Below are 23,414 nucleotides of genomic sequence, written 5' to 3'. Positions count from 1 at the left end.
TGTCACGGGGTTGTCCGAGACAGCCTGCGACGAGCACTCGGCTGTCCGTCGGTTGTGTAACGGATGTGCGTTCGGGGTAAGGCGAGGGGATGGTGCGTCCCGTTAAACCCTGTTTTGCCGGGCCAGTTGTGTCACCTGCCGCACCAACTGCTGTGTGACGGCTGTGTTGGCGGCGATGTCAGGGGCGATACCGGGGGTTATGTCAGCGGCAGGCGATACAGGCCACCCGGGAGCGGTTCGACGAGTCCGTCGGCGACGAGACCGTCGAGCGCGCGGGCACGCTGTACCGGTTCGTCCCATACACGGTCCAGCGCCGCCTGCGGGACCGCGGTGACCGCTTCCCTGAGTACGGCGAGGAGCTTGCCGCGGACCTGGCGGTCCGTACCCGCGTACGTCTGTCCGCGCCGGGGCGGGCCCTCGTGCTCCGGCTTGCCCGCCAGCCGCCACGCACACTGCCCGGCGATCGGGCAGCTGTGGCAGGTCTCGTTCTTCGCCGTGCAGACGAGCGCGCCGAGCTCCATCGAGGCGGCGGCCCAGCGGGAGGCCGTGCGCTCGCTCTCGGGGAGCAGGGCGCGGGCGAGTTTGCGCTCGGCGGCGGTGGTGGCGTTCGGCGGGTACCGCACCCCGGTGACGGCCCGGGCGAAGACGCGCCGGACATTCGTGTCGAGCACCGCGTGCCGCTGCCCGTACGCGAACGACGCGACCGCGGCCGCCGTGTACTCCCCGATGCCGGGCAGCGCGAGCAGCTGCGCGTGCTCCGACGGTACGTCGCCGCCGTGCCGTTCCGTTATGGCCACCGCGGCGCCGTGCAGGCGCAGGGCGCGCCGCGGGTAGCCGAGCCTTCCCCAGGCGCGGACGGCTTCGCCCGGGGCCTCCTTCGCCAGGTCGGCGGGGCGGGGCCAGCGGGTCAGCCACTGCTCGTACACGGGCAGTACGCGGTTCACCGGGGTCTGCTGGAGCATGAACTCGCTGACCATCACTCCCCAGGGGCCGGCCTCCTCGTGGCGCCAGGGGAGGTCGCGGGCGTGTGCGTCGAACCAGGCGATGACGGGGGTGTGCAGGGTCTCGCCGGGGGTGGTTTGGGTGGACTCGGTGGGTGCAGTCATCAGGGTCGATCCTGCCACGTGGGGGTGGGTTTTTCTTTCGCCCCCGCCGCCCCGGCCCGTCCCATCCCGTTCCTGGGGCTCCGCCCCAGACCCCAGGGGCCGGTTCTTTGACTGCGAGTGGGTGGGGGTTGCTCGCGCAGTTCCCCGCGCCCCTGAAGGCTCGGGGCTGCGCCCCATCGCCCCCGGCCCGCAGCCGACACACAAGTCCCGGCGGTGAACAACGGGCTGTGGCCGGGATGATGATCCGGAAAAGTTGATGTCGGGGCGGCGGGTGGGGCGAGCGCCGGGGCGGATCTCTCGTACAGTTTGCGCCGTGGGATCTCTGCGCAATCCGGTCGGGCCGCTTCCCTCCACCATCTACTGGCGTCGGAGGGCCGTTCTGCTGTCCATGGTCGCTCTGTTGGCGCTGCTCATCGTGTGGGTGGTCGGCTCCGGCGGCGGAGGCGACAGGAACAACGCCGGTGAGTCCAACGGCAAGAATCCCGCGCCCTCGACCATCACGCCCGGTCCCTCCGGCTCCGGTCCCGCGATCAGCCAACACCCGGGCGGCCGCGACGAGTCGAGCGGCAGCGCCGGCAGCGGAGGAAGCGGGACCGGCGACGGATCCGGGTCCGGTTCCGGGGACTCCAGCGGCAGCGGCAGCTCCTCCACCGGTGGGTCCGACGACGGATCCAAGGGCGGCGGCGGCTCGGGCGAGCAGCTTCCCGCCGGGTCCGGTCTCCCCAACTGCACCGCCGGTGGCGTGAAGTTGACCCTGCGCAGCGCGCACAACACGTACGCCCCCGGCGAGACACCCACGTTCGAGCTCGTCGCCAAGAACTCCTCCGCCGGCGACTGCAAGGTCGATCTCGGCCCGAAGAGCGCGGTACTGACGATCACTCAGGCAACGAGCGACACCGGAATCTGGGCGTCGGACGACTGCCCGAAGAGCGCCGCCGGCCTCCTCTTCCGGGTGCCGGCCGGCGGGCAGGTGACCCACACGGTGGAGTGGGACCGCAAGGGCAGCGCCCCCGAGTGCGCCACGCCTCCGGCGGGTTCGGCGTCCGCGGGCACGTACTTGGTGGAGGCGACCGCACCGGGGCTGGCGAAGGCCCAGACGTCGTTCGTGCTCTCCAAGGACTGAAGCACTGGAACAGGACCAGGGCTGAAGCACTGGTCGGGGCGAGGGCGAGAGTTTCGGGGCGAGGGCGAGAGTCAAGGCGAGGGCGCGGGACTCGCGCCCTGGGTCCCCCGTTCCCCGCCCCGCTGCTCTTCGCCCGGCCGCCCCTCTGCTCGCCCAGCCGTCCGTTTACTCGCCCAGCCGTAGGCGCTAGACGTACCGCTCCAGAATCGACGACTCCGCCAGCCGCGACAGCCCCTCGCGGACACTGCGCGCCCGCGCCTCGCCCACCCCGTCGACCGCCTGCAGGTCGTCCACGCTGGCGGCGAGCAGCTTCTGCAGTCCGCCGAAGTGCTCCACAAGGCGGTCGATGATCGCGCCGGGCAGGCGCGGCACCTTGGCGAGGAGGCGGAAGCCGCGCGGGGAGACGGCGGAGTCCAGCGCCTCGGGGGAGCCGGTGTAGCCCAGCGCCCGTGCCACGGTGGAGAGTTCGAGGAGCTCCGCGTGGCTGAGCGCGTCCAGCTCGGAGAGGGCCTCGTCGACCGTGCGGGAGCGCTTGGCGGTCGGCTCGGGCACGTAGTCCCGTACGACGAGTTCGCGCTCGGGCTCGACGCCGGCGATCAACTCGTCCAGCTGGAGGGCGAGAAGACGCCCGTCGGTGCCCAGTTCGACTACGTACTCGGCGATCTCGGTGGCGATGCGCCGCACCATCTCCAGGCGCTGGGCGACAGCCGAGACGTCGCGGACGGTGACGAGGTCCTCGATCTCCAGCGCTGACAACGTTCCCGCGACCTCGTCGAGGCGGAGTTTGTAGCGCTCCAGGGTCGCGAGGGCCTGGTTGGCGCGGGAGAGGATCGCCGCCGAGTCCTCCAGGACGCGGCGCTGACCGTCGACGTACAGGGCGATCAGGCGCATCGACTGGGAGACCGAGACGACCGGGAAGCTGACCTGCTTGCTCACCCGGTCCGCGGTGCGGTGCCGGGTGCCGGTCTCCTCGGTGGGGATCGTGGGGTCGGGCACCAGCTGCACGCCCGCGCGCAGGATCTTGGTGATGTCCTTGTCGATGACGATGCCGCCGTCGAGCTTGCACAGCTCGCGCAGGCGGGTCGCGGTGAACTCGACGTCCAGCACGAAACCGCCGGTGCACATCGACTCGACGGTCTTGTCCCAGCCGAGCACGATGAGTCCGCCGGTGTTGCCGCGGAGAATACGCTCGAGCCCGTCGCGCAGGGCTGTGCCTGGTGCCACGGCGCTCAGTGAGGCGCGCATCAGGCCATCGGCACCGGAGCTCCCACCGGATTTTCCGGGAGCTGCTGCCCGGTCGTTGGCTGCCACTGCACTCCTCCGGTCGCAGGTTTCCGGTCGCCCTCTGTTCGTACGGACGGGCGAGACCAGGGCAAAGTCTACCGGCGCTCTTCCTCCTCCCGTGGGGCCTCTCGACGACGGGAGCGCGGGAGGACTCGCAGGGCGTCGCCCATGTCGGCGACTTCCAGGACCTTCATACCGGGAGGGATCTTGCCCGGGTCGGTCGGTACGAGGGCGTGCGTGAAGCCCAGGCGGTGGGCTTCGGCGAGCCGGCGCTGGACTCCCGTGACCCGTCTGACCTCGCCCGCGAGCCCCACTTCGCCGATCGCCACGAGGTTTTTGGGGAGTGGGGTGTCGCTCGCCGCGGAGGCGAGGGCGAGCGCGATCGCGAGGTCCGCGGCGGGCTCGGAGAGCTTCACGCCGCCGACCGTCGCCGAGTAGATGTCCCGCTTCCCGAGGGCGGTGATCCGGCCGCGCTGCTCCAGAACGGCCAGCATCATCGAGACGCGGGAGGTCTCCAGACCGGACGTCGTACGACGGGGGGAGGGGATCTGCGAGTCGACCGTGAGTGCCTGGACCTCGGCGACCAGGGGGCGGCGGCCCTCCAGGGTGACGGTCAGGCAAGTGCCCGGGACCGGTTCGGCGCGGCGGGTCAGGAACAGGCCGCTCGGGTCGGCGAGGCCCGTGATGCCCTCGTCGTGCAGCTCGAAGCAGCCGACCTCGTCCGTGGTCCCGTAACGGTTCTTGACCCCTCGGACCAGCCTGAGGCGCGCGTGCCGGTCGCCCTCGAAGCTCAGGACGACGTCCACGAGATGTTCGAGCAGGCGGGGGCCCGCGATCGCGCCGTCCTTGGTGACGTGGCCCACGAGGAGGGTGGACATGCCGCGGTCCTTGGAGGCGCGGATGAGCGCTCCGGCGACCTCCCGCACCTGGGCCATGCCGCCGGGCGCTCCGTCGATCTCCGGGGAGGCGACCGTCTGCACGGAGTCCAGGATGAGCAGGGACGGCTTCACCGCGTCCAAGTGGCCGAGGACGGCGGCCAGGTCGGTTTCGGCGGCCAGGTAGAGGTGGTCGTCGATCGCCTTGATGCGGTCGGCGCGAAGGCGCACCTGGCTCGCCGACTCCTCACCCGTCACATACAGCGTGCGGTGCTCGTCGCTCGCCGACTTGGCCGCCACGTCGAGCAGGAGCGTGGACTTGCCGACCCCCGGCTCGCCCGCGACCAGGACGACCGCACCGGGCACGAGACCGCCGCCGAGGACGCGGTCCAGCTCGGGCACGCCGGTGGAGCGGGCGGTGGCCTGCCTGCCGTCGACCTGTCCGATGGGCACCGCGGAGGTGGTGACGCGGCCCGGAGTCGTCGTCCGTACCGCGGGCGCGCCGTACTCCTCGACCGTCCCCCACGCCTGGCACTCGGGGCAGCGGCCGAGCCACTTGGCCGTCTGCCAGCCGCACTCGGTGCAGCGGTAGGACGGCCGGTCCTTCGCGGTTTTCGTACGGGCAGCCATGCACGGAACCGTAGCCGAGCCCACTGACAGTCCGGCCCCGCATGTCATATGCCATGGCCTGCCATCGCCGCCCGTGAAGGCCCAGGCCATGGAATCGGAGGTTCGTGTCCCCTTTTGAGGGATCGTTTCACCCGTACGGATTAAATGTGCTCAAGGGGGAAGAAGGGGCCACCTCCGGGCGCCTACGGTCGCACGGGTGATGAGCAGCAGTCCGGAGACCTCCACGCACACCACCGGCGCACACCGGGCGCACGGAGACGCGCGCAAGCGGGTGAGCACGCCCCGTGGCGCGAGCACCCGCACCATGGCTCAGCGCCCTCCCGCGCGCTACGAGCCCTATCTGGACGGCCTGTTCACCTACTGCCTGTCCGTGCTGTGCGACCACGACGCGGCCACCGCCGCCCTCGGGGACGTCCTCGCACTGGCCGAGCGCCGGAGCCCGCGCGGCCCGGAGTCCGCGGACGACCGCAGGGCCTGGCTGTACGCGCTCGCACGCTGGTCCTGTCTGCGCAAACTGACCGAGGCCCGGCGCAGGCGCCAGGCGGCGCACGCCTCCGGGCGCCGCGCGCCCCACAAGGACACCGCAGGCCGGCGTGCCAAGGGCGCCGCCGACCGGCGCGCGGCCGAGGCGCTGAGCGCCCCCGTGTCCGAAGAGGCCCAGGCGCAGCGCCAGCGCGAACTCGCCCTGCTGGCCTGGCCGGAGGCCGCCGGCACCACCCCCGAGCAGCGTGAGGCGCTCGAACTCGCCGTGCGCCACCAGCTCGCCGCCCACGAGGTCGCCGCCGTCCTCGGCCTGGACCTCGTCAAGGCGCGTGAGCTGCTCGCCTGCGCCGCCTGCGAGGTCGAGCGCACCCGCGCGGCCCTCGCCGTGGTGGAGACCGGCACCTGCCCGAGCGTCGCCCGCCTCACCGGCGACCACCAGCTCGTCCTGAGCGCCACCCTGCGCCGCGAACTCGTCCGGCACGTCGACGACTGCCCGCGCTGCCGCCGCACCGCCGAGCGCGCGGTCCCCGGCGCCTGGCCCGGCACCAGCGTCACGCCCGCCGCGCTCCCGGTCCTGGAGGCACCGCGCGCCGCCCTGCACGTCGCGATGGCGCACGCCCCCCGCGCGCGGGGCAGCGCTCCGCGCTTCGACCGGCGCGGTTTCCCGATGGACCCCAAGGATCACGCCGCGCGAAGGGACCGTCTACGCGCGCGTGCCGTCACGACCACAGTCGTCGCCACGGTGGTGGCCGCGCCCGTCCTCGCCCTCTGGGCGGCCTACCGCGGCGCGCCCCTCACGGGCGAGGGCGCCGACGGCCGCTCCGTCACCGCGAGCGAGGCGCACGGCCCCGACGGCATCAATGGTGAAGAGACGGGCGGCTACGAGAACGCGGGCAACGCCAGCACCAAACCCGACGCCCGCTTCACCAAGGGCAGCCGTTCGCCCGACGTCTCCGTGGAAGTCGTCAGCACCCCGGGAAGCACCCCGGGCCAGAACGCCGGACACCTTTCCGTGGCGGCCGGCAGCAGCGGTGACACGACCCTCGTCACGCTGACCGCGTCCGGGAGTGCACCGGTGCACTGGTCCGCGCACACCGGGGTGTCCTGGCTCTACCTGAGCCAGCCGTCGGGAACCCTCGCACCGGGCGAATCGTTGACGATCAAGGTGTACGTCGATCATCTTCGCGAGCCGGTGGGCCCCTGGAGCGCGCGGGTGTCGATCGCACCGGCGGGCGCCGTGGTCACGATCGACGGATACGGGAACGCGGGCCCGTCCGACCCCGATCCCGGCGGCCCGGGCCCCGGCCCGACGCCCGGCGACCCGACCCCCTCCGACCCCGACCCCACACCGAGCGACCCGACGCCGACCCCGACGCCCAGCGATCCGACGCCGTCCGACCCCCAGCCGACCCCCACGGACTCGGCCCCCTCCGACCCGGGGGGCTCGACGCCACCGCCCGGCGACAGCGGCGACCCGAGCCCGTCCTCGTAAGCCTGGTGGGACCAGTGTGGCTGGTGTGGCTGGTGGGCCTCAGCCCACCAGGCCGGCCAGGACTCAGCCCACCGGGTCGGCCGGATGCGGTGCCAGCAGCGGCAGCTGCGAGGCCAGCCGTGCCTCGCAGAGCTCGACCAGGCGGCCGTACCCCTCCTTGCCCATCAGCTCGATCAGCTCCGGGCGGTAGGAGACGTACACCGGGTCGCCCGCGCCGTGCGCCGAGGTCGCCGAGGTGCACCACCAGTGCAGGTCATGGCCGCCCGGACCCCAGCCGCGGCGGTCGTACTCACCGATGGAGACCTGGAGCACCCGGGTGTCGTCGGGCCGGTCGATCCACTCGTACGTCCGGCGCACGGGCAGCTGCCAGCAGACGTCCGGCTTGGTCTCCAGCGGCTCGCGGCCCTCCTTGATCGCCAGGATGTGCAGCGAGCAGCCCGCGCCGCCGGCGAACCCGGGCCGGTTCTGGAAGATGCAGGACCCCTGATACGGCCGGGTCTGCCGGTCGCCGTCCTCGTCCTCCGAGACCCAGCCGGTGGCCACGCCCACGTCATGGTGCTGCCAGACGTCCGGCGTGAGCCTCGCCACATGCTCGGCCACCCGCTTCTCGTCGTCCTCGTCGGAGAAGTGGGCGCCCAGCGTGCAGCAGCCGTCGTCGGCGCGGCCCGCCTGGATGCCCTGGCAGCCGCTTCCGAAGATGCAGTTCCAGCGAGAGGTCAGCCATGTCAGATCGCACCGGAAGACCTGCTCGTCGTCGGTGGGATCCGGAAACTCCACCCATGCGCGAGCGAAGTCGAGGCCCTTCTCGTCGGACACAGCGGCCTTCTTCGTGGACTTCTTGGACGGGGACGCCTTCGCCTGCGAAGAACTCTTCGACGAACCCTTGGGGGATTTGTCGGGCTTCGCCTTTTTCGTCTTTGGCACCCGTCCAGGGTAAGTCGCTTCTGCCCGCTCCGGCGACGGTCGACGGCTGTAGGCGCAGTAGCGTTCCGTACATGAGACTCGGTGTCCTCGACGTGGGTTCGAACACGGTGCATCTGCTGGTGGTGGACGCCCACCCCGGCGCACGCCCGCTGCCCGCGCATTCGCACAAGGCCGAATTGCGGCTTGCCCAACTGCTCGACGAGAGCGGGGCGATCGGCCCCGAAGGCGTCGAAAAACTGATCGAGACGGTCCAGGACGCGCTCGAGGCGGCCGAGGACAAGGGCGTCGAGGCCATGCTGCCGTTCGCGACCTCCGCCGTACGCGAGGCCAGCAACGCCGACGATGTGCTGGCCCGGGTGCAGGCCGAGACGGGCGTCGAGCTCCAGGTCCTGACCGGGGCGGAAGAGGCCCGGCTGACCTTCCTGGCCGCCCGCCGCTGGTTCGGCTGGTCGGCGGGCAAGCTGCTCGTCCTCGACATCGGCGGCGGCTCCCTGGAGATCGCGTACGGCATCGACGAGGAACCGGACGCGGCCGTGTCGCTGCCGCTCGGCGCCGGCCGGCTGACCGCGGGCTGGCTGCCCACCGACCCGGCCGACCCCGCCGAGGTGAAGGCGCTGCGCCGCCATGTGCGGGCCCAGATCGCCCGTACGGTCGGCGAGTTCAGCCGCTTCGGCGCCCCCGACCACGTGGTCGCCACCTCCAAGACCTTCAAGCAGCTCGCCCGCCTGGCCGGCGCCGCCCGCTCCACCGAGGGCCTCTACGTCCAGCGCGAACTCAAGCGCCGCACCCTCGAGGACTGGGTCCCCCGCCTCGCCTCCATGACCGCCGACGAACGCGCCGAACTCCCCGGCGTTTCCCCCGGCCGCTCCGGCCAACTCCTCGCCGGCGCCCTGGTGGCCGAGGGCGCCATGGACCTCTTCGGCGTGGAAACCCTGGAGATCTGCCCCTGGGCCCTACGCGAGGGCGTCATCCTCCGCCGCCTCGACCACATGGCTTCGGAGTAGACACGTAGAAGCAGACGGCTCCACGAGCATGATCCCCGCGCCCCGAAGGGGGCGCGGGGCTGTGACACTGTGCGGCTCCGCCGCGCGGGCGCGCCCAGCCACAACCGACAACCAGCACGAGCATGAGACGCGCGCCCCGAAAGGGGCGCGGGGAACTGCGCGCCCAGCCACACACAACCCGCACGGGCCCACGGCGAGCCCCCACCCCAGGGGCGCGGGGAACTGCGCGCCCAGCCACACACAACCCGCACCCGCCCACGACAGCCCCCTGCAACGGCGAAAAGGCGCCCGGCCGCAGGCCAACCCCCACCCCGGCCGGCAGCCACAAGAACCCCCGGCCGAAGCGAACCACCCCCGCCGAACCGCCGGAGGCACCCCGTACGCTGTCCCTCGTGGCAGAACCAGTCGTACGCATCCCGGATGCGAAGGTCGCGCTGTCCACGGCGTCCGTGTATCCGGAGTCGACGGCGACGGCCTTCGAGATCGCCGCACGCCTCGGCTATGACGGCGTGGAGGTCATGGTCTGGACCGACCCGGTCAGCCAGGACATCGAAGCCCTCCGCCGCCTCAGCGACTACCACCAGATCCCGATCCTCGCCGTGCACGCCCCCTGCCTGCTGATCACCCAGCGGGTGTGGTCCACCGACCCGTGGATCAAGCTCCAGCGCGCCCAGGCGGCGGCCGAGAAGCTCGGCGCGAGCACCGTCGTCGTACACCCCCCGTTCCGCTGGCAGCGCCAGTACGCACGTGACTTCGTCAGCGGGATCTGGCGGATGGCGAACGAGACGGACGTACGGTTCGCCGTCGAGAACATGTACCCCTGGCGTTACCGCGACCGCGAGATGCTGGCGTACGCCCCCGAATGGGACGTGACGAAGGACGATTACCGTCACTTCACGATCGACCTCAGCCACACGGCGACCGCCCGTACCGACGCCCTGCAGATGATCGACCGCATGGCCGACCGCCTCGGGCACGTCCACCTCGCCGACGGCAACGGCTCCAACAAGGACGAGCACCTCGTCCCGGGCCGCGGCACCCAGCCCTGCGCCGAGCTGCTCGAACGGCTCGCGCTCTCCGGATTCGACGGCCATGTCGTCATCGAGGTCAACACCCGTCGCGCGATGTCCAGCATCGAACGCGAGGCGGACCTGGCGGAGGCCCTGGCCTTCACTCGGCTCCACCTCGCCTCCGCGGTGAAGGTGCCCCGCCGGTGACGGACGCCGCCCCCCGTCGCGGCCGGGGACGCCCCACTCGTACGCAGACGGAGGCGGCCCCCGCCACCCGCGACCGCATCCTGGAGGCGGCCCGCGAGGAGTTCTCCGAGCGGGGCTACGAGAAGACGTCGGTCCGCGGCATCGCCAAGGCGGCCGGGGTGGACTCCGCGCTCGTGCACCACTATTTCGGCACGAAGGAACAGGTCTTCGAGGCGGCCATCGAGGTCGCCTTCGCGCCCGCCCTCGGCGCCTCGGACACGGTCGAGGACGGCCCGCTCGACACCGTGGGTGAGCGCCTGACCCGCTTCATCCTCGGCATCTGGGAGAACCCGGCGACCCGCACACCGCTGCTCGCGATCCTCCGCTCCGCCGTGAACAACGAGACCGCGGCCGCCGTCTTCCGCCGCCTGGTCGCCACCCAGCTGCTGCGCCGCATCGCCGGGCAGCTGGACGCCCCCGACGCGGAACTGCGCGCCGAGCTGGCGGCGGCGCAGCTCGTAGGGATCGCGATGCTGCGATACGTGATCAAGGTCGAGCCCCTGGCGTCGGCGGACCCGGAACAGATCGTGGCAAGGGTGGCACCGGTAGTTCAGGGCCATCTGACGGCCCCCTAGTGCAGGGCCACCTGACGGCCCCTGAACCGGGACGAGGACGAGCCCGGCCGCGTACGACCCGCAGCCGAAAGCCGAGACAGGCATCCCGCATTTCGGACACCCTGTCCGTATCGTGGCGCACCGGCGTACGCTCGACAGCAGTCACACATCTCCGAAGGAGCGAGCGACGATGCCCGAGCTGAGGTCCCGCACAGTCACCCACGGACGCAACATGGCGGGCGCACGCGCCCTTATGCGTGCCTCCGGTGTACCGGGTGCGGACATCGGACGGAAGCCGATCATCGCGGTCGCCAACTCCTTCACGGAGTTCGTGCCGGGCCACACCCACCTCCAGCCGGTCGGCCGCATCGTCAGCGAGGCCATCACCGCCGCCGGAGGCATCGCGCGCGAGTTCAACACGATCGCGGTCGACGACGGCATCGCGATGGGCCACGGCGGCATGCTGTACTCCCTCCCGTCCCGCGACCTGATCGCGGACTCCGTCGAGTACATGGTCGAGGCCCACTGCGCCGACGCCCTGATCTGCATCTCGAACTGCGACAAGATCACGCCCGGCATGCTGATGGCGGCCCTGCGCCTGAACATCCCGACGGTCTTCGTCTCCGGCGGCCCCATGGAGTCCGGCCGCGCCACCCTGGTCGACGGCACGGTCCGTACGCTCGACCTGGTCGACGCGATCTCCGACGCCGTGAACGACAACATCTCGGACGAGGACATCCTCCGTATCGAGGAGAACGCCTGTCCGACCTGTGGCTCCTGCTCCGGCATGTTCACCGCCAACTCGATGAACTGCCTGACGGAGGCCATCGGCCTGTCCCTCCCCGGCAACGGCTCGGTGCTCGCCACGCACACCGCCCGCAAGGGCCTGTACGAGGACGCGGCCCGCACGGTCGTCGAGATCACCAAGCGCTACTACGACGGTGACGACGAGTCGGTGCTGCCCCGCAACATCGCCACGCACGCCGCGTTCGAGAACGCCATGGCCCTCGACATCGCCATGGGCGGCTCCACCAACACGATCCTGCACCTGCTGGCGGCCGCCCAGGAGGCGGGCGTCCCCTTCGGTCTGGACGAGATCAACGAGGTCTCGCGCCGGGTGCCGTGCCTCGCCAAGGTCGCTCCGAACGTGGCGAAGGACCGTACGTACTACATGGAGGACGTGCACCGCGCGGGCGGCATCCCGGCCCTGCTGGGCGAGCTGCACCGCGCCGGCCTGCTGAACGAGGACGTCCACTCGGTCCACAGCCCGTCCCTCTCGGACTGGATGAAGACGTGGGACGTGCGCGCCGGCTCCCCGTCCCCCGAGGCGATCGAGCTGTGGCACGCGGCCCCCGGCTGCGTCCGCTCCTCCGAGGCCTTCTCCCAGTCCGAGCGCTGGGAGGCCCTGGACGAGGACGCCGAGGGCGGCTGCATCCGCTCCGCCGAGCACGCGTACTCCAAGGACGGCGGCCTGGCGGTCCTCAAGGGCAACCTGGCGGTCGACGGCTGCGTCGTGAAGACGGCGGGCGTCGACGAGTCGATCTGGACCTTCGAGGGCCCGGCGGTCGTCTGCGAGTCGCAGGACGAGGCCGTCGACAAGATCCTCAAGAAGGAGATCACGCACGGCGACGTCGTGGTCATCCGCTACGAGGGCCCCAAGGGCGGCCCGGGTATGCAGGAGATGCTCTACCCGACCTCGTTCCTCAAGGGCCGCGGCCTCGGCAAGACCTGCGCCCTGATCACCGACGGCCGCTTCTCCGGCGGCACGTCCGGCCTGTCCATCGGCCACGCCTCCCCGGAGGCCGCCTCCGGCGGCACGATCGCCCTGGTCCAGGACGGCGACCGCATCCGCATCGACATCCCGAACCGTACGATCGAACTGCTCGTGTCGGACGAGGAGCTGGACACGCGCCGCGCCGCCCTGGGCGGCGTCTACGCCCCGGCGAACCGCGACCGCAAGGTCTCGGCCGCCCTCCGCGCCTACGCCGCGATGGCGACGAGCGCGGACAAGGGCGCGGTGCGGGACGTCTCGAAGCTGGGCTGACACGTTTCCCGGCCGGGACTTCTCAGCCGGGCTGACGCTTGGTCTGTGGGGCCGCTCCTTCGGGGGCGGCCCCCTTCCGTGTCACCAGGCCGGGGGACCGCGGTCACCAGGCCGAGGGATCGCGCGCGTCGACCGCGAAGAGGGAGCCGTCGGGGGCGGTGGAGTAGACCTTGTTGCCGGCGGCGAGGGGGGCCGGGAGCACGTTGACGAGTGAACCCCGCTTGTCACCCAGGCGCGCCTTCGTCTGCCCGAGCAGGGTGCCGTGGGCGGTGTCGACAGCGAGGAGGCGGCCGTCCGCGGCGGTGAGGTAGAGACGGTCTCCGGCCACGGTGGGGGCCGAAGCCCAGCTGATGGACGTCTCCACCCGCCATACCTGGGCCGACGTCTTGGTGTTCATGGCCACCAGGGAACCGCCGTCGGCCAGCAGATAGACCGTGTCCCCCTGGACGACGGCCTGCGCCCCGGACAGCGGGAAGCGCAGCTCGACACGCCTGACGGTGCGGTCGGCGACGTCGTATCGCACGATCGCTTCCGTGTACTGGGCGGTGTTCGTCGAGGTGAACCAGAGCACGCCGTCATGGGCGCCCACGAGGTTCAGCGAGTTGTCCATACGCCGCTGCCAGCTCATGGCGCCGGTCTCCGGATCGACCGCGGCCACTCGGGTCTGCCCTCCGGCCAGCGTCACGGCGTACGCGACTCCGTCCCCGTACGAGGAGAACCTCGGCAACGACTGCCCAGGGATGGGGTGTTGCCACATCTGCTTCCCGGTCGCCGCGTCGAGCGCGGTGACCTTGGAGTCGCGGCCGGTGAGCAGAACGACGCCGCCGACGTGGGCGATGCCGCCGTCGTAGCGCGTGACGTCGCGGCTCCACCGGGTTGCTCCCGTGGCGGGATCGAGCGCCGTCAGCCGATGTCCACCCCGGCTGAGGACGTGCAGGAGCCCACCGGACAAGACCGGCGCGCTCGTGACGTCGTCGCTCCGCCACCCCGGGTCGCCCCGTGACCACAGCACCTTGCCGTCCGCCGGATCGACCGAGGCGGCCAGCACGCCGGCCCGGATGCAGTACAGCTTGTGGGGCGTGTACGTGCATTGCGGCTGACCGGCGGCCTTGACGCCGTGCGCGCTCAGCTCGACGTCCCACGGCTCGAAAATGCTCTTCGACGTCGGTTCGGCGCGTCGCTCCGGGGTCGGGGTGTCCGACCAGCTGAGGAAGGCGAAGGCACCGACGCCGACGGTGAGCACAGCCGTGGCGATGGCAGCGGGAAGCCGCCGGCGCGGCCGGGACCTCTTCACGGCGGCCGAGTGGGTACGGTCGTCGGTCCGCTCCGGGCGCTCGCCTTTCGGCTGCTCCGGAGAACGTCCCTTCACGGACGGCGCCGACTCCCGTTCATTCCCGGTGCGCTGTTCGGGAATGAACGCCTGAGTGTCGTACGAGGCCGAAACCGACCGCAGCGCGGTCATCAGGTCGTCCGGTGTGGGCCGGTCCTCGGGTTCCTTGGCGAGACAGCGGGCGACAAGGTCGAGCAGATCGTCCGGTACGCCTGTCAAGTCCGGCTCGTCATGGACGACTTGATACGCCACGAGATACGGGCTGTCGGAGTCGAAGGGCCCACTCCCGGTGGCCGCGTGAACGATCACCGAGCCCAGCGCGAAGATGTCGGCGGCCGGCCCGACCTGCCGTGGCCTGCGGAATTGTTCAGGGGCCATGAACGGCGGAGTGCCGATCAACTTCCCCGTCTCCGTACGCAATTCACTGTCAGAAGGCCGCGAGATACCGAAGTCGATGACCTTCGGTCCGTCATCGGCCAGGAGTACGTTGCTGGGTTTGAGGTCGCGGTGGACAACGCCCGCCCGATGAATGTCACGCAAGGCCTCGGCGAGACCGGCCATGAGATGACGCAGCCGGGCCGGGGGCAGCGCCCCATTCCGCTTCACATGCTCGGCGAGGGTCGGCCCGGGGATGAACAGGGTTGCCATCCACGGGTGATCGGCCTCGGGGTCGGCGTCCACGACGGGCGCGGTGAAGGCACCGCTCACCCGCCGGGCGGCCGCGACCTCCTGCTTGAACCGCCCCCGGAACTCGGGGTCTTGGGCAAACTCGGCGTGTACGACTTTGACGGCGAGCCGCAACCCGGAGGCGGACCGCGCCAGATGCACGATTCCCATGCCACCGGAGCCGAGTTCCGCCTCCAGCAGGTACTGCCCGGCATAGCGCGGATGTTCCGCTTCCGGATCCGTACCCGTACTGCGCTGTGGCGGCATCACTCACCCCCGTGTGTCCGTCCGCATGCGCGACGCGCAGAGCCTAGTCGATGCTTCGTGCGAATCCTTGTCGGCTTGCTAGCCTCGGCGCACAGCATGAATTTGGCGTGAACCAATCAACGGGGGAGGCCGGAATGGCCACGGAAGACATAGAGATCACGGGCGCGGGGGAGACGGCGGAAGCGGAGCCGCTGAGCGCGGCAGCGACGCTCACGTACCCGCTCGCACCCGGCTACAACGTCAACGTCCGCAGCGGCCCGGGCACGCACTACCCCGTCGTCCGCACCCTGCCGGCGGGCTCAAGCATCCCGATCCGCTGCCAGTGCCCGGGAGAGTCGGTCACCGGTCCGTACGGAACGTCGAAGATCTGGGACAACATCGCCAACGCGCAGTTCGTCTCGGACGCGTACGTGAAGACGGGCACCGACGGCTACGTCGCGGTGCGCTGCTCCTGACGACAGCGGGGGAACGATGGTGAAGTTCCTGTCGGGCAGACGGGGCATGCTGGTCGGAGGGTTCACCGCAGCGCGGCCCGGGCACGCACTTCACCATCGTCCGCACCCTGCCGGCGGGTTCCCGGGTGCCCATCTAGCAATAATCGTCACGTGAGCGACGAGACCAACACCGGAACCGGCACCCCCGCGGGGCCCCAGCCCGAACCCCTGCGCTTCTTCGGCACGACGTGGGTCGACCACGACGGCGGCTACACCGGCCGCCGGATCGGCGTGGCCGCAGGCTCCCTCGCCGCCGCGGTGGCCGCCTGCTTCGTCCTCCGGTTCGCCTACCAGGGCCTGGCCATCGCGGACGTGGGAACACCCGTGACCCTCATGGTCGTGGTGATGTTCGCGGTGTGCAGCGCCCTCGCGTTCCGCCACACCTGGGACGCGTTCACCAAGCGCCCCGACCCCGACCGCCAGGCCTCCCTCCGCGGCCTCCTGGCCATCGGCTTCATCGGCTCCCTCCTCGCCTACGCCTTCCGCTCCCTCACCGAGGCCCCCGGCGAAAGCCTCCACCGCGAGGAGTACGAAACGGCCCGCGACCAGTACACCCGCCGCACCACCCGCCGCACCGGCAACCCATCCCGAAAGCGCAACCATCGCTGAGCAGGCGGGCGTTGTTTGTTCGGGTGCGGGCCGGTGGGGGCTGGCCGCGCAGTTCCCCGCGCCCCTAAAAGAACCGGGGGCGGGCCGGGGGCGACGGGGCGCAGCCCCGAGCCGTTAGGGGCGCGGGGAACTGCGCGACCAGCCCCCACCGTCCCGCAGACGACTCTCTTCAGGGGCGCGGGGAACGGCGCAATCTTGAGGGGGGTCTGGGGGCGCAGCCCCCAGGTACGGGATGGGACGGGTAGGGGCGGCGGGGGCGAAAAACCCCTCACCCCAACTCCCCCCACCCGCCACCATGAACCCATGACCCCTCCCACCCCACCAACCCCACCCACCCCGCCCTCCCACCCCACCCGAGCCCACTCCTTCAACACGGCGGCAGCCCAATACGCCGCCAACCGCCCCTCCTACCCACCCACCCTCTTCGAAGCCATAGAAGCCCTCGCCGAGCGCCCGCTCACCGGCTCACGAGTCATGGACATCGGCGCCGGCACCGGCATAGCAACCACCCTCCTCCACCAGCGGGGCGCCCACGTGCTCGCCGTGGAACCCGGCGCCGGCATGACCGCCGAATTCCGCCGCACCCACCCCCACATCCCGATCGTCCGAGGCAACGGCAACGCCCTCCCCCTGGCCACCGCCTCCGCCGACTTCCTCACCTACGCCCAGTCCTGGCACTGGACCGACCCGACCCGCTCCGTCCCGGAGGCCCTCCGCGTCCTGCGCCCAGGCGGCGCCCTGGCCCTCTGGTGGAACACCGACGCCCTGGACGTCCCGTGGATCGCGGCGGCAGCCACCCGCGCCGAGCGCTACCTCGGCATCGACCTGGTGGTCGAAAAGAGCGGCAGCGGCGCAAGAGCCGCCACCGCCCTCGCCGACCCGAGCGGCCGGCTCACCTTCGCCCGCCGCCAGGTCCGCTGGAGCCGCCGCGTTCCCCTCGACACGCACCTCGCCAACATCGGCAGCCACTCGGCGTTCCTGGTCCTCGGCGAGGAACGCACCGCCGCGTTCCTCGCCGAGGAGCGACGCCATCTCCTGCCGACCTTCCCGGACGGAATCGTGGAGGAGACCTACGTCGTGGACCTGCTGGTGGCGACCCGTTCGTGATCCCGCCCGGCGGCCCACCCCTCCAGGGCCGCCGCGCACGCGTGGTCGACATGCCGCAACCCGCCCAACTCCAGCCGTACGTCCCGGTCGTGCGGCAACGCCTCCAACGCGTCCAGCAGCTTGGGCAGCCGGAGGAACGTGGCGTTGCCGACGACCCGTACGACCATCCCCGAGGCCCCCCGGTCCTCGGTCTCTACATGCACATGACTGATGTCCCACGCGGTCTTGGCCACGGCGAGCGCGAGCCCGACCAGCACGCCCTCGAACAGATTCCCGACGACGATCGCCACCGCGGTCACGCTCAGCACCACCACCTCCCCGCGATGCCCGCGCCACAACACCCCCACCTCCCGTACGGGCACGAGCTTGCAGCCCGCGTGCACGAGCAGCCCCGCCAGCGCCGCCACCGGAATCACCCCGAGCACCCCGGGCACCACAGCAGTGAAGAGCAGCAACCACACCCCGTGCAGCACCCGTGACACCTTCGTCCGAGCCCCGGCCTGCACATTCGCCGCACTCCGTACGATCACCGCGGTCATAGGCAGCGCCCCGAGCACCCCGCACACGGCGTTCCCCGCGCCCTGCGCGATGAGCTCCCGGTCGTAGTCGGTCCGCGGCCCCCGATGCAGCCGGTCCACCGCCGCCGCGCTGAACAAGGACTCGGCCGAAGCGATCAGCGCGAACGCCAGCACCGTCCCGATCACGCCCACTTCCGTAAGCCGCCCCACATCCGCGAGGCCCGGCGGCCGTACGGCATCCAGCAGCCCACGCACCTCGACCCGCCGCACGGACAGGTCGAACCCCCCGGTCACGGCCGACGCGAGCGCCACCGCCAGCAGCGGCGCGGGAACCACCCGCGCCCCCCGCCGCCACCGCGGCCACAGCAGCAGTACGACGACGGTGGCGCCGCCGATCGCCAACGCCACCGGATCCGCGTCACCGGCCAGCGCGACCAGCCCCGCGATCTTCCCGAGCCCGCTCGCGGGCGCGGAGGCATCACCCATCGCGTACACCTGGCCCGCGATCAGCACGAGCCCGATCCCGGCGAGCATCCCCTGCACCACGGCCACGGACACGGCCCGGAACCAGCGCCCGAGGCGCAGCACCCCGAGCCCGAACTGCACCAGCCCGGCCCCGAGCACCAGCACACCCAGCGCCTGGACGCCGTACGACTGCACCGCCTCGTACACGAGCACGGTGAGCCCGGCCGCGGGCCCACTGACCTGCAGGCTGCTGCCGGGCATCACTCCGGCCACCAGACCGCCGACGATCCCGGTCACCAGCCCCAGCTCGGCCGGCACACCGGAGGCTATGGCGACCCCCACGCACAGGGGCAGCGCCACGAGAAACACCACGAGAGACGCGAAGAGATCGGCTTTGCGCATGACAACTGCACCTCCGGTAGAGAAGCGGGAGATGCGTGGGCGCCGCGCCGGGGGAGGGCGCGGCGGACGTACGGCGCGGCACGGATCGATGGCACCCCGGCACCTCGGCATATGACCGCGCACTGAAATCCATTGTCAGGTAAGGGAGTTGATCGCGCACCCCTTCCGCGTAACCGCCCCGTGAACGCGGAAGCGCACCACCCCGCCGTGCGCCGGAGCGCCCCCTTCCGATCACGCCGACGCGCGCCTGCGCCGCCGGACGCTCCGGGCTTGACCGGCACGCACCACAGGAGGAATATTCATCACATGATGATTATTGAGTCGCGCCCACCCGACCCCGCAGGGCCACCCGACTCCACCACCCCACCCGCCGTCCGCGCCGAAAACCTCACCGTCGTACGCGGCACCCGCACCGTCCTGCGCGGACTCGACTTCGCCGTACCGCGCGGCCAGATCACCGGCCTGCTCGGCCCCTCCGGCTGCGGCAAATCGACCCTGATGCGCTCGATGGTCGGCACCCAGGCGAAAGTCACCGGCACCCTAGAAGTCCTCGGCCGCCCCGCCGGCGACCCCGCACTCCGCTCCCGCATCGGTTACGTCACCCAAGCCCCCTCCGTCTACGACGACCTGACCGTCCGCCAGAACCTCGACTACTTCGCCGCGATCCTCGACCCAGGCCGCGCCGCCGCCGAACGCCGCCATGCGGGCGTCACCCAGGCCATCACCGACGTCGACCTCACCTCCCACGCCGACTCCCTCGCCGGCAACCTCTCCGGCGGCCAGCGCAGCCGCGTCTCCCTCGCGGTCGCCCTGCTGGGCACCCCGGAACTCCTGGTCCTCGACGAACCCACCGTCGGCCTCGACCCCGTCCTGCGCCGCGACCTGTGGAACCTCTTCCACACCATCGCCGCCGAACGGAAAGCGACTCTCCTGATCTCCTCCCACGTCATGGACGAGGCCGAGCGCTGCCACCGCCTCCTCCTGATGCGCGAGGGCCAGATCCTCGCCGACGACACCCCCGACGCCCTGCGTGAACGCACCGACTCCGACACCGTCGAAGCCGCCTTCCTCCGCCTGGTCGACGAGGCGATCGCTGCGGGCAACCAGTCCGCGGCGAGCGACACGACCGACACCGCCTCCCCGTCCGGCGTCCCGCGCAAGGAGACCCACCGATGACCACCACCTCGGCCACGAGCCCCGGCACGGGTACGGGTACGGGTACGGGTACGGGCGCGGGCCCCAGCACCGGCGCGACAGCACGCCCCAGCGCGCTCAACCTCTCCCGCACCACCGCCACCGCGACCCGAGTACTGCGCCAGCTCCGCCACGACCCGCGCACGATCGCGCTGATGATCCTGATCCCGTGCGTGATGCTGTTCCTGCTCCGCTATGTCTTCGACGGCAGCCCGCGCACCTTCGACTCCATCGGCGCCTCCCTCCTCGGGATCTTCCCGCTCATCACGATGTTCCTGGTGACCTCGATCGCCACCCTCCGCGAGCGCACCTCCGGCACCCTCGAACGCCTGCTCGCCATGCCCCTCGGCAAGGGCGACCTGATCGCCGGCTACGCCCTGGCCTTCGGCGCCCTGGCCATCGTCCAGTCGGTCCTGGCCACGGGTCTGGCCGTCTGGTTCCTGGGCCTGGACGTCACCGGCTCCCCCTGGCTGCTCCTGCTGGTCGCCCTCCTCGACGCCCTGCTCGGCACAGCCCTCGGCCTCTTCGTCTCGGCCTTCGCCTCCTCGGAATTCCAGGCCGTCCAGTTCATGCCGGCCGTGATCTTCCCCCAACTCCTCCTCTGCGGCCTGTTCACCCCCCGCTCCAACATGCACCCCGTCCTCGAAGCCATCTCCGACGTCCTCCCCATGTCCTACGCCGTCGACGGCATGAACGAAGTCCTCAAACACACCGACATGACCGCCACCTTCATCCGCGACGCCCTGATCGTGGCGGGCTGCGCCCTGCTGGTTCTGACCTTGGGCGCGGCAACGCTGCGGAGGCGGACGGCATAGGACCGCCGTAGCTGTAGTCGGCGGTCGTGCCGCCGGGGCGGGGCACCAGCCGGTCGTCGCCCGTCAGCGCCGGGTTGCGCAGCCCCCGCGCCCAGCACCAGCGCCGGGCAACCAAGCAACCGGCGTCCGCCCAACGGACAACCCAACCCAGCCCGCACCCCGAGTGCGAGGATGACCCCAGGACGACGCACCCCCGGAGGGCACCCGCACCATGACCCAGAAAGTCGCAGTCCTCGGCACCGGCAAGATCGGCGAAGCCCTGCTCAGCGGAATGATCCGAGCCGGCTGGGCCCCCACCGACCTCCTGGTCACCGCCCGCCGCCCGGAGCGAGCCAAGGAACTCCAGGAACGCTACGGAGTCACCGCGGTCACCAACCCGGAGGCAGCCAAGAGCGCCGACACCCTGATCCTCACGGTCAAGCCGCAGGACATGGGCACCCTCCTCGACGAACTCGCCCCGCATATCCCCGCCGACCGCCTGGTCATCAGCGGCGCGGCAGGCATCCCCACCTCCTTCTTCGAGGAGCGCCTGGCCACAGGCACCCCGGTCGTCCGTGTCATGACGAACACGCCCGCCCTTGTCGACGAGGCCATGTCCGTCATCTCCGCCGGCAGCCACGCCACCGAAGCGCACCTCGCGCACGCCGAGGAGATCTTCGGCGCCGTCGGCAAGACGCTCCGCGTCCCCGAGTCCCAGCAGGACGCCTGCACAGCCCTCTCCGGCTCGGGACCGGCGTACTTCTTCTATCTGGTCGAGGCCATGACGGACGCGGGCATCCTGCTCGGCCTGCCCCGCGACAAGGCCCACGACCTGATCGTCCAGTCCGCGATCGGCGCCGCCGTGATGCTCCGCGACAGCGGGGAGCACCCCGTGAAGCTCCGCGAGAACGTCACGTCCCCCGCGGGCACCACGATCAACGCGATCCGCGAACTCGAGAACCACGGCGTCCGCGCAGCGCTCATTGCCGCGCTGGAGGCAGCCCGCGACCGCAGCCGCGAACTCGCCTCCGGTAACAGCTAGCAAACGCCGGCCTGAGCCAACAGCTGGAACTGAACGACGTGGGACCGGGCCCGCCCCCGGCCCCACCGTCCTTCAGCCCACTGTTCCCTCAGCTCACTGCTACTTCAGCCCGCCGCCAGCAACCCGATCGCCCGATACGCCGCGTCCACCCTCGGCCTGGCCATCCCTCTGGCCTTCTCCGCACCGTCTCGCAGCACCCCCTCCACATACACAGGATCCGCGCACAACTGCTTGTGCCTTTCCTGTACGGGCCTGAGGAGCTCGACCACGGCCTCGGCGGTGTCCTTCTTCAAAGCGCCGTACGACTCATATACACCGCTCAAGGCTTCGGGGTTCCCACCCTCACACGCCGCGAGAATCTCCAGCAGATTGGAGACCCCGGGCCGCGCCTCCCGGTCGTACACGACGTCCTGCCCGCTACCGCTGTCCGTCACGGCCCGCATGATCTTCTTCCGCACGGCATCCGGCTCGTCGAGCAGATACACGACCCCCGGCCCGACGTCATCGCTCTTCCCCATCTTCGACGTCGGCTCCTGAAGATTCATGACCCGCGCCCCAACCTCCGGACGGACGGCCCGCGGCACCACGAACGTGTGCCCGTACCGCTGGTTGAACCGCACCGCCAGATCCCGGGTCAGCTCGACATGCTGCGTCTGGTCATCACCCACCGGCACCTCATCGGTCCCGTACGCCAGGATGTCCGCCGCCATCAGTACGGGATACGTCAGCAGCGACAGCCGAACACTCCCGCCCCGCTCCCGCTCGCGCGCGGCCTTCTCCTTGTACTGGATCATCCGCCGCATCTCCCCGTCGGTCGCGACGCACTCCAGCAGATACGACAGCCGCGCGTGCTCGTCCACATGACTCTGTACGAACACGGTGCACAGCTCAGGATCGAGCCCGGACGCCAGCAACAGCGTCGCCGCCTGCCTACTGAGCCTGCGCACCCGCCCCGGATCGTGGTCCACGGTCAGCGCGTGCAGGTCCACGACGCAGAACAGGGCGTCGGCCCGGTGCTGATCGACCACGGCCCACCGCCGTACGGCCCCCAAGTAGTTCCCCAGCGTCAGATGCCCGGTCGGCTTGACCCCACTGAAGATCCGCGTCATCTCTCCACCTCCTGGTCGAGGCCGCCGCGCCCGCCGGCCGGTCCTCCAGGAGGGAGACACAAAAACGGCCGCCGAGGCGGCGGCCGTTGAGTACATACGTGAGTACGGCCGCCGTCAGGCGGCCCACCACTGCTGGGTGCACGTATGCGTAGTCATGGCTCCGAGAGTACGCCTCCAGGGGGCACCCTGGAGCGGAGTTGACACGCCCCTACCCCGTACGTAGTGTTCTCCGAGTTGTCCGACGTGAGCGCCGACCCCGGTCGGTCCCCGGACAGCCACTCCGCAACAAGCACTCAACGAACGGCGACCCGTCGTCGGATCGTTTTCATGCGTGTTTGCGGAATGAGGAATCCGCGTTCGAAAGGGCGCCACCCCGATTAGCTCGGGAGCCAGGAATCCGCTAAAGTCTCACTCGTCGGAACGGCCCAACAGCCGCGAAGACAAGCCCCGCTGACTGGGAATCAGGCCCGAAAGGATCTGATAGAGTCGGAACCGCCGGAAAGGGAAACGCGAAAGCGGAAACCTGGAAAGCACCGAGGAAAATCGGACCGGAAACGATCTGATAGAGTCGGAAACGCAAGAACGAAACAAAAACAAAGCAAGATCGAAGGGAAGCGCCCGGAGGAAAGCCCGAGAGGGTGA

General features: G+C 70.9%; 19 protein-coding genes. 12 read left to right on the top strand and 7 right to left on the bottom strand.

Going from position 1 to position 23,414, the window contains the following annotated elements:
• Positions 1 to 197: 197 nt before the first annotated feature.
• Positions 198 to 1,106 carry an A/G-specific adenine glycosylase gene (locus OIC96_RS20600; RefSeq protein ID WP_330306437.1) on the bottom strand — a complete coding sequence of 303 codons (909 nt, stop codon included), beginning with the start codon at positions 1,104 to 1,106 and terminating at the stop codon, positions 198 to 200.
• 313 nt (positions 1,107 to 1,419) lie between these two features.
• On the opposite strand from OIC96_RS20600, the gene OIC96_RS20595 reads away from it, so the two are divergent.
• A complete protein-coding gene (locus OIC96_RS20595; protein WP_330306438.1) occupies positions 1,420 to 2,229 on the top strand; it encodes a hypothetical protein in 810 nt (269 codons plus the stop codon).
• Positions 2,230 to 2,415: 186 nt separating this feature from the next.
• Here OIC96_RS20595 and disA read toward each other — a convergent pair whose 3' ends face one another.
• Positions 2,416 to 3,540: a DNA integrity scanning diadenylate cyclase DisA gene (gene disA / locus OIC96_RS20590; RefSeq protein ID WP_330306439.1), complete on the bottom strand. Its 1,125-nt coding sequence runs from the start codon at positions 3,538 to 3,540 to the stop codon at positions 2,416 to 2,418.
• A gap of 68 nt (positions 3,541 to 3,608) precedes the next feature.
• Positions 3,609 to 5,018 (bottom strand): DNA repair protein RadA, encoded by a 1,410-nt coding sequence (gene radA, locus OIC96_RS20585; RefSeq protein WP_327430649.1) that lies wholly within the window; start codon positions 5,016 to 5,018, stop codon positions 3,609 to 3,611.
• 199 nt (positions 5,019 to 5,217) lie between these two features.
• On the opposite strand from radA, the gene OIC96_RS20580 reads away from it, so the two are divergent.
• Positions 5,218 to 6,993 carry a BACON domain-containing protein gene (locus OIC96_RS20580; RefSeq protein WP_406501897.1) on the top strand — a complete coding sequence of 592 codons (1,776 nt, stop codon included), beginning with the start codon at positions 5,218 to 5,220 and terminating at the stop codon, positions 6,991 to 6,993.
• A gap of 63 nt (positions 6,994 to 7,056) precedes the next feature.
• Here OIC96_RS20580 and OIC96_RS20575 read toward each other — a convergent pair whose 3' ends face one another.
• Complete coding sequence (locus tag OIC96_RS20575) at positions 7,057 to 7,917, bottom strand: hypothetical protein (protein WP_330306441.1); 861 nt, start codon at positions 7,915 to 7,917, stop codon at positions 7,057 to 7,059.
• Between the two features lie 71 nt (positions 7,918 to 7,988).
• On the opposite strand from OIC96_RS20575, the gene OIC96_RS20570 reads away from it, so the two are divergent.
• From OIC96_RS20570 to ilvD, 4 genes are all read left to right on the top strand, one after another.
• Entirely contained in the window at positions 7,989 to 8,921 is a 933-nt protein-coding gene (locus OIC96_RS20570; RefSeq protein ID WP_330306442.1) for a Ppx/GppA phosphatase family protein, read from the top strand.
• A gap of 392 nt (positions 8,922 to 9,313) precedes the next feature.
• Positions 9,314 to 10,138, top strand: a complete 825-nt coding sequence (locus OIC96_RS20565; RefSeq protein WP_330306443.1) for a sugar phosphate isomerase/epimerase family protein — start codon at positions 9,314 to 9,316, stop codon at positions 10,136 to 10,138.
• Positions 10,135 to 10,752 (top strand): TetR/AcrR family transcriptional regulator, encoded by a 618-nt coding sequence (locus tag OIC96_RS20560; protein WP_330306444.1) that lies wholly within the window; start codon positions 10,135 to 10,137, stop codon positions 10,750 to 10,752. Before OIC96_RS20565 ends, OIC96_RS20560 begins: the two co-directional genes overlap by 4 nt.
• 169 nt (positions 10,753 to 10,921) lie before the next feature.
• On the top strand, positions 10,922 to 12,775 hold the full coding sequence (gene ilvD, locus OIC96_RS20555) for a dihydroxy-acid dehydratase (protein ID WP_330306445.1): 1,854 nt from the start codon (positions 10,922 to 10,924) through the stop codon (positions 12,773 to 12,775).
• 103 nt (positions 12,776 to 12,878) lie between these two features.
• Here the strand turns inward: ilvD and OIC96_RS20550 are convergent, their stop codons facing one another.
• Positions 12,879 to 15,038 (bottom strand): serine/threonine-protein kinase, encoded by a 2,160-nt coding sequence (locus tag OIC96_RS20550; protein ID WP_330306446.1) that lies wholly within the window; start codon positions 15,036 to 15,038, stop codon positions 12,879 to 12,881.
• 134 nt (positions 15,039 to 15,172) lie between these two features.
• Here OIC96_RS20550 and OIC96_RS20545 point away from each other — a divergent pair, with 134 nt between their 5' ends.
• From OIC96_RS20545 to OIC96_RS20535, 3 genes are all read left to right on the top strand, one after another.
• Entirely contained in the window at positions 15,173 to 15,493 is a 321-nt protein-coding gene (locus OIC96_RS20545; RefSeq protein ID WP_330306447.1) for a peptidase, read from the top strand.
• 150 nt (positions 15,494 to 15,643) lie between these two features.
• On the top strand, positions 15,644 to 16,141 hold the full coding sequence (locus OIC96_RS20540) for an EamA/RhaT family transporter (protein ID WP_330306448.1): 498 nt from the start codon (positions 15,644 to 15,646) through the stop codon (positions 16,139 to 16,141).
• Positions 16,142 to 16,444: 303 nt separating this feature from the next.
• Complete coding sequence (locus OIC96_RS20535; protein ID WP_330306449.1) at positions 16,445 to 17,248, top strand: class I SAM-dependent methyltransferase; 804 nt, start codon at positions 16,445 to 16,447, stop codon at positions 17,246 to 17,248.
• Here the strand turns inward: OIC96_RS20535 and OIC96_RS20530 are convergent.
• Positions 17,212 to 18,633 carry a SulP family inorganic anion transporter gene (locus OIC96_RS20530; protein WP_330306450.1) on the bottom strand — a complete coding sequence of 474 codons (1,422 nt, stop codon included), beginning with the start codon at positions 18,631 to 18,633 and terminating at the stop codon, positions 17,212 to 17,214. The two genes, OIC96_RS20535 and OIC96_RS20530, sit on opposite strands and share 37 nt — an antisense overlap.
• Positions 18,634 to 18,939: 306 nt before the next feature.
• Between OIC96_RS20530 and OIC96_RS20525 the strand changes: the two genes are divergently transcribed.
• The 3 genes from OIC96_RS20525 (at position 18,940) to proC (ending at position 21,663) form a co-directional block, all read left to right on the top strand.
• On the top strand, positions 18,940 to 19,809 hold the full coding sequence (locus OIC96_RS20525) for an ABC transporter ATP-binding protein (protein WP_330306451.1): 870 nt from the start codon (positions 18,940 to 18,942) through the stop codon (positions 19,807 to 19,809).
• Complete coding sequence (locus tag OIC96_RS20520) at positions 19,806 to 20,642, top strand: ABC transporter permease (protein WP_330306452.1); 837 nt, start codon at positions 19,806 to 19,808, stop codon at positions 20,640 to 20,642. The genes OIC96_RS20525 and OIC96_RS20520 overlap by 4 nt, the downstream gene beginning before the upstream one ends.
• 211 nt (positions 20,643 to 20,853) lie before the next feature.
• Positions 20,854 to 21,663: a pyrroline-5-carboxylate reductase gene (proC, locus tag OIC96_RS20515; RefSeq protein WP_330306453.1), complete on the top strand. Its 810-nt coding sequence runs from the start codon at positions 20,854 to 20,856 to the stop codon at positions 21,661 to 21,663.
• A gap of 104 nt (positions 21,664 to 21,767) precedes the next feature.
• On the opposite strand, the gene trpS is transcribed toward proC, so the two are convergent.
• Positions 21,768 to 22,772, bottom strand: a complete 1,005-nt coding sequence (gene trpS / locus OIC96_RS20510) for a tryptophan--tRNA ligase (protein ID WP_330306454.1) — start codon at positions 22,770 to 22,772, stop codon at positions 21,768 to 21,770.
• Positions 22,773 to 23,414 lie beyond the last annotated feature (642 nt).

The sequence above is a fragment of the Streptomyces sp. NBC_00775 genome (genome assembly GCF_036347135.1).
Taxonomy (GTDB): Bacteria; Actinomycetota; Actinomycetes; order Streptomycetales; family Streptomycetaceae; genus Streptomyces; species Streptomyces lutosisoli.
Note: the sequence above shows the minus strand (reverse complement) of the source record. Positions and strands in the feature narration are given on the sequence as shown.

Excerpts from the sequence above, each read along its gene's own strand:
- OIC96_RS20570 (WP_330306442.1), top strand. The coding sequence starts at position 7,989 with ATGAGACTCGGTGTCCTCGACGTGGGTTCGAACACGGTGCATCTGCTG.
- ilvD (WP_330306445.1), top strand. The coding sequence starts at position 10,922 with ATGCCCGAGCTGAGGTCCCGCACAGTCACCCACGGACGCAACATGGCG.
- OIC96_RS20520 (WP_330306452.1), top strand. The coding sequence starts at position 19,806 with ATGACCACCACCTCGGCCACGAGCCCCGGCACGGGTACGGGTACGGGT.
- proC (WP_330306453.1), top strand. The coding sequence starts at position 20,854 with ATGACCCAGAAAGTCGCAGTCCTCGGCACCGGCAAGATCGGCGAAGCC.
- OIC96_RS20550 (WP_330306446.1), bottom strand. The coding sequence starts at position 15,038 with ATGCCGCCACAGCGCAGTACGGGTACGGATCCGGAAGCGGAACATCCG.
- OIC96_RS20600 (WP_330306437.1), bottom strand. The coding sequence starts at position 1,106 with ATGACTGCACCCACCGAGTCCACCCAAACCACCCCCGGCGAGACCCTG.
- OIC96_RS20535 (WP_330306449.1), top strand. The coding sequence starts at position 16,445 with ATGACCCCTCCCACCCCACCAACCCCACCCACCCCGCCCTCCCACCCC.
- OIC96_RS20545 (WP_330306447.1), top strand. The coding sequence starts at position 15,173 with ATGGCCACGGAAGACATAGAGATCACGGGCGCGGGGGAGACGGCGGAA.
- OIC96_RS20530 (WP_330306450.1), bottom strand. The coding sequence starts at position 18,633 with ATGCGCAAAGCCGATCTCTTCGCGTCTCTCGTGGTGTTTCTCGTGGCG.
- radA (WP_327430649.1), bottom strand. The coding sequence starts at position 5,018 with ATGGCTGCCCGTACGAAAACCGCGAAGGACCGGCCGTCCTACCGCTGC.
- OIC96_RS20525 (WP_330306451.1), top strand. The coding sequence starts at position 18,940 with ATGATGATTATTGAGTCGCGCCCACCCGACCCCGCAGGGCCACCCGAC.
- trpS (WP_330306454.1), bottom strand. The coding sequence starts at position 22,772 with ATGACGCGGATCTTCAGTGGGGTCAAGCCGACCGGGCATCTGACGCTG.
- OIC96_RS20580 (WP_406501897.1), top strand. The coding sequence starts at position 5,218 with ATGAGCAGCAGTCCGGAGACCTCCACGCACACCACCGGCGCACACCGG.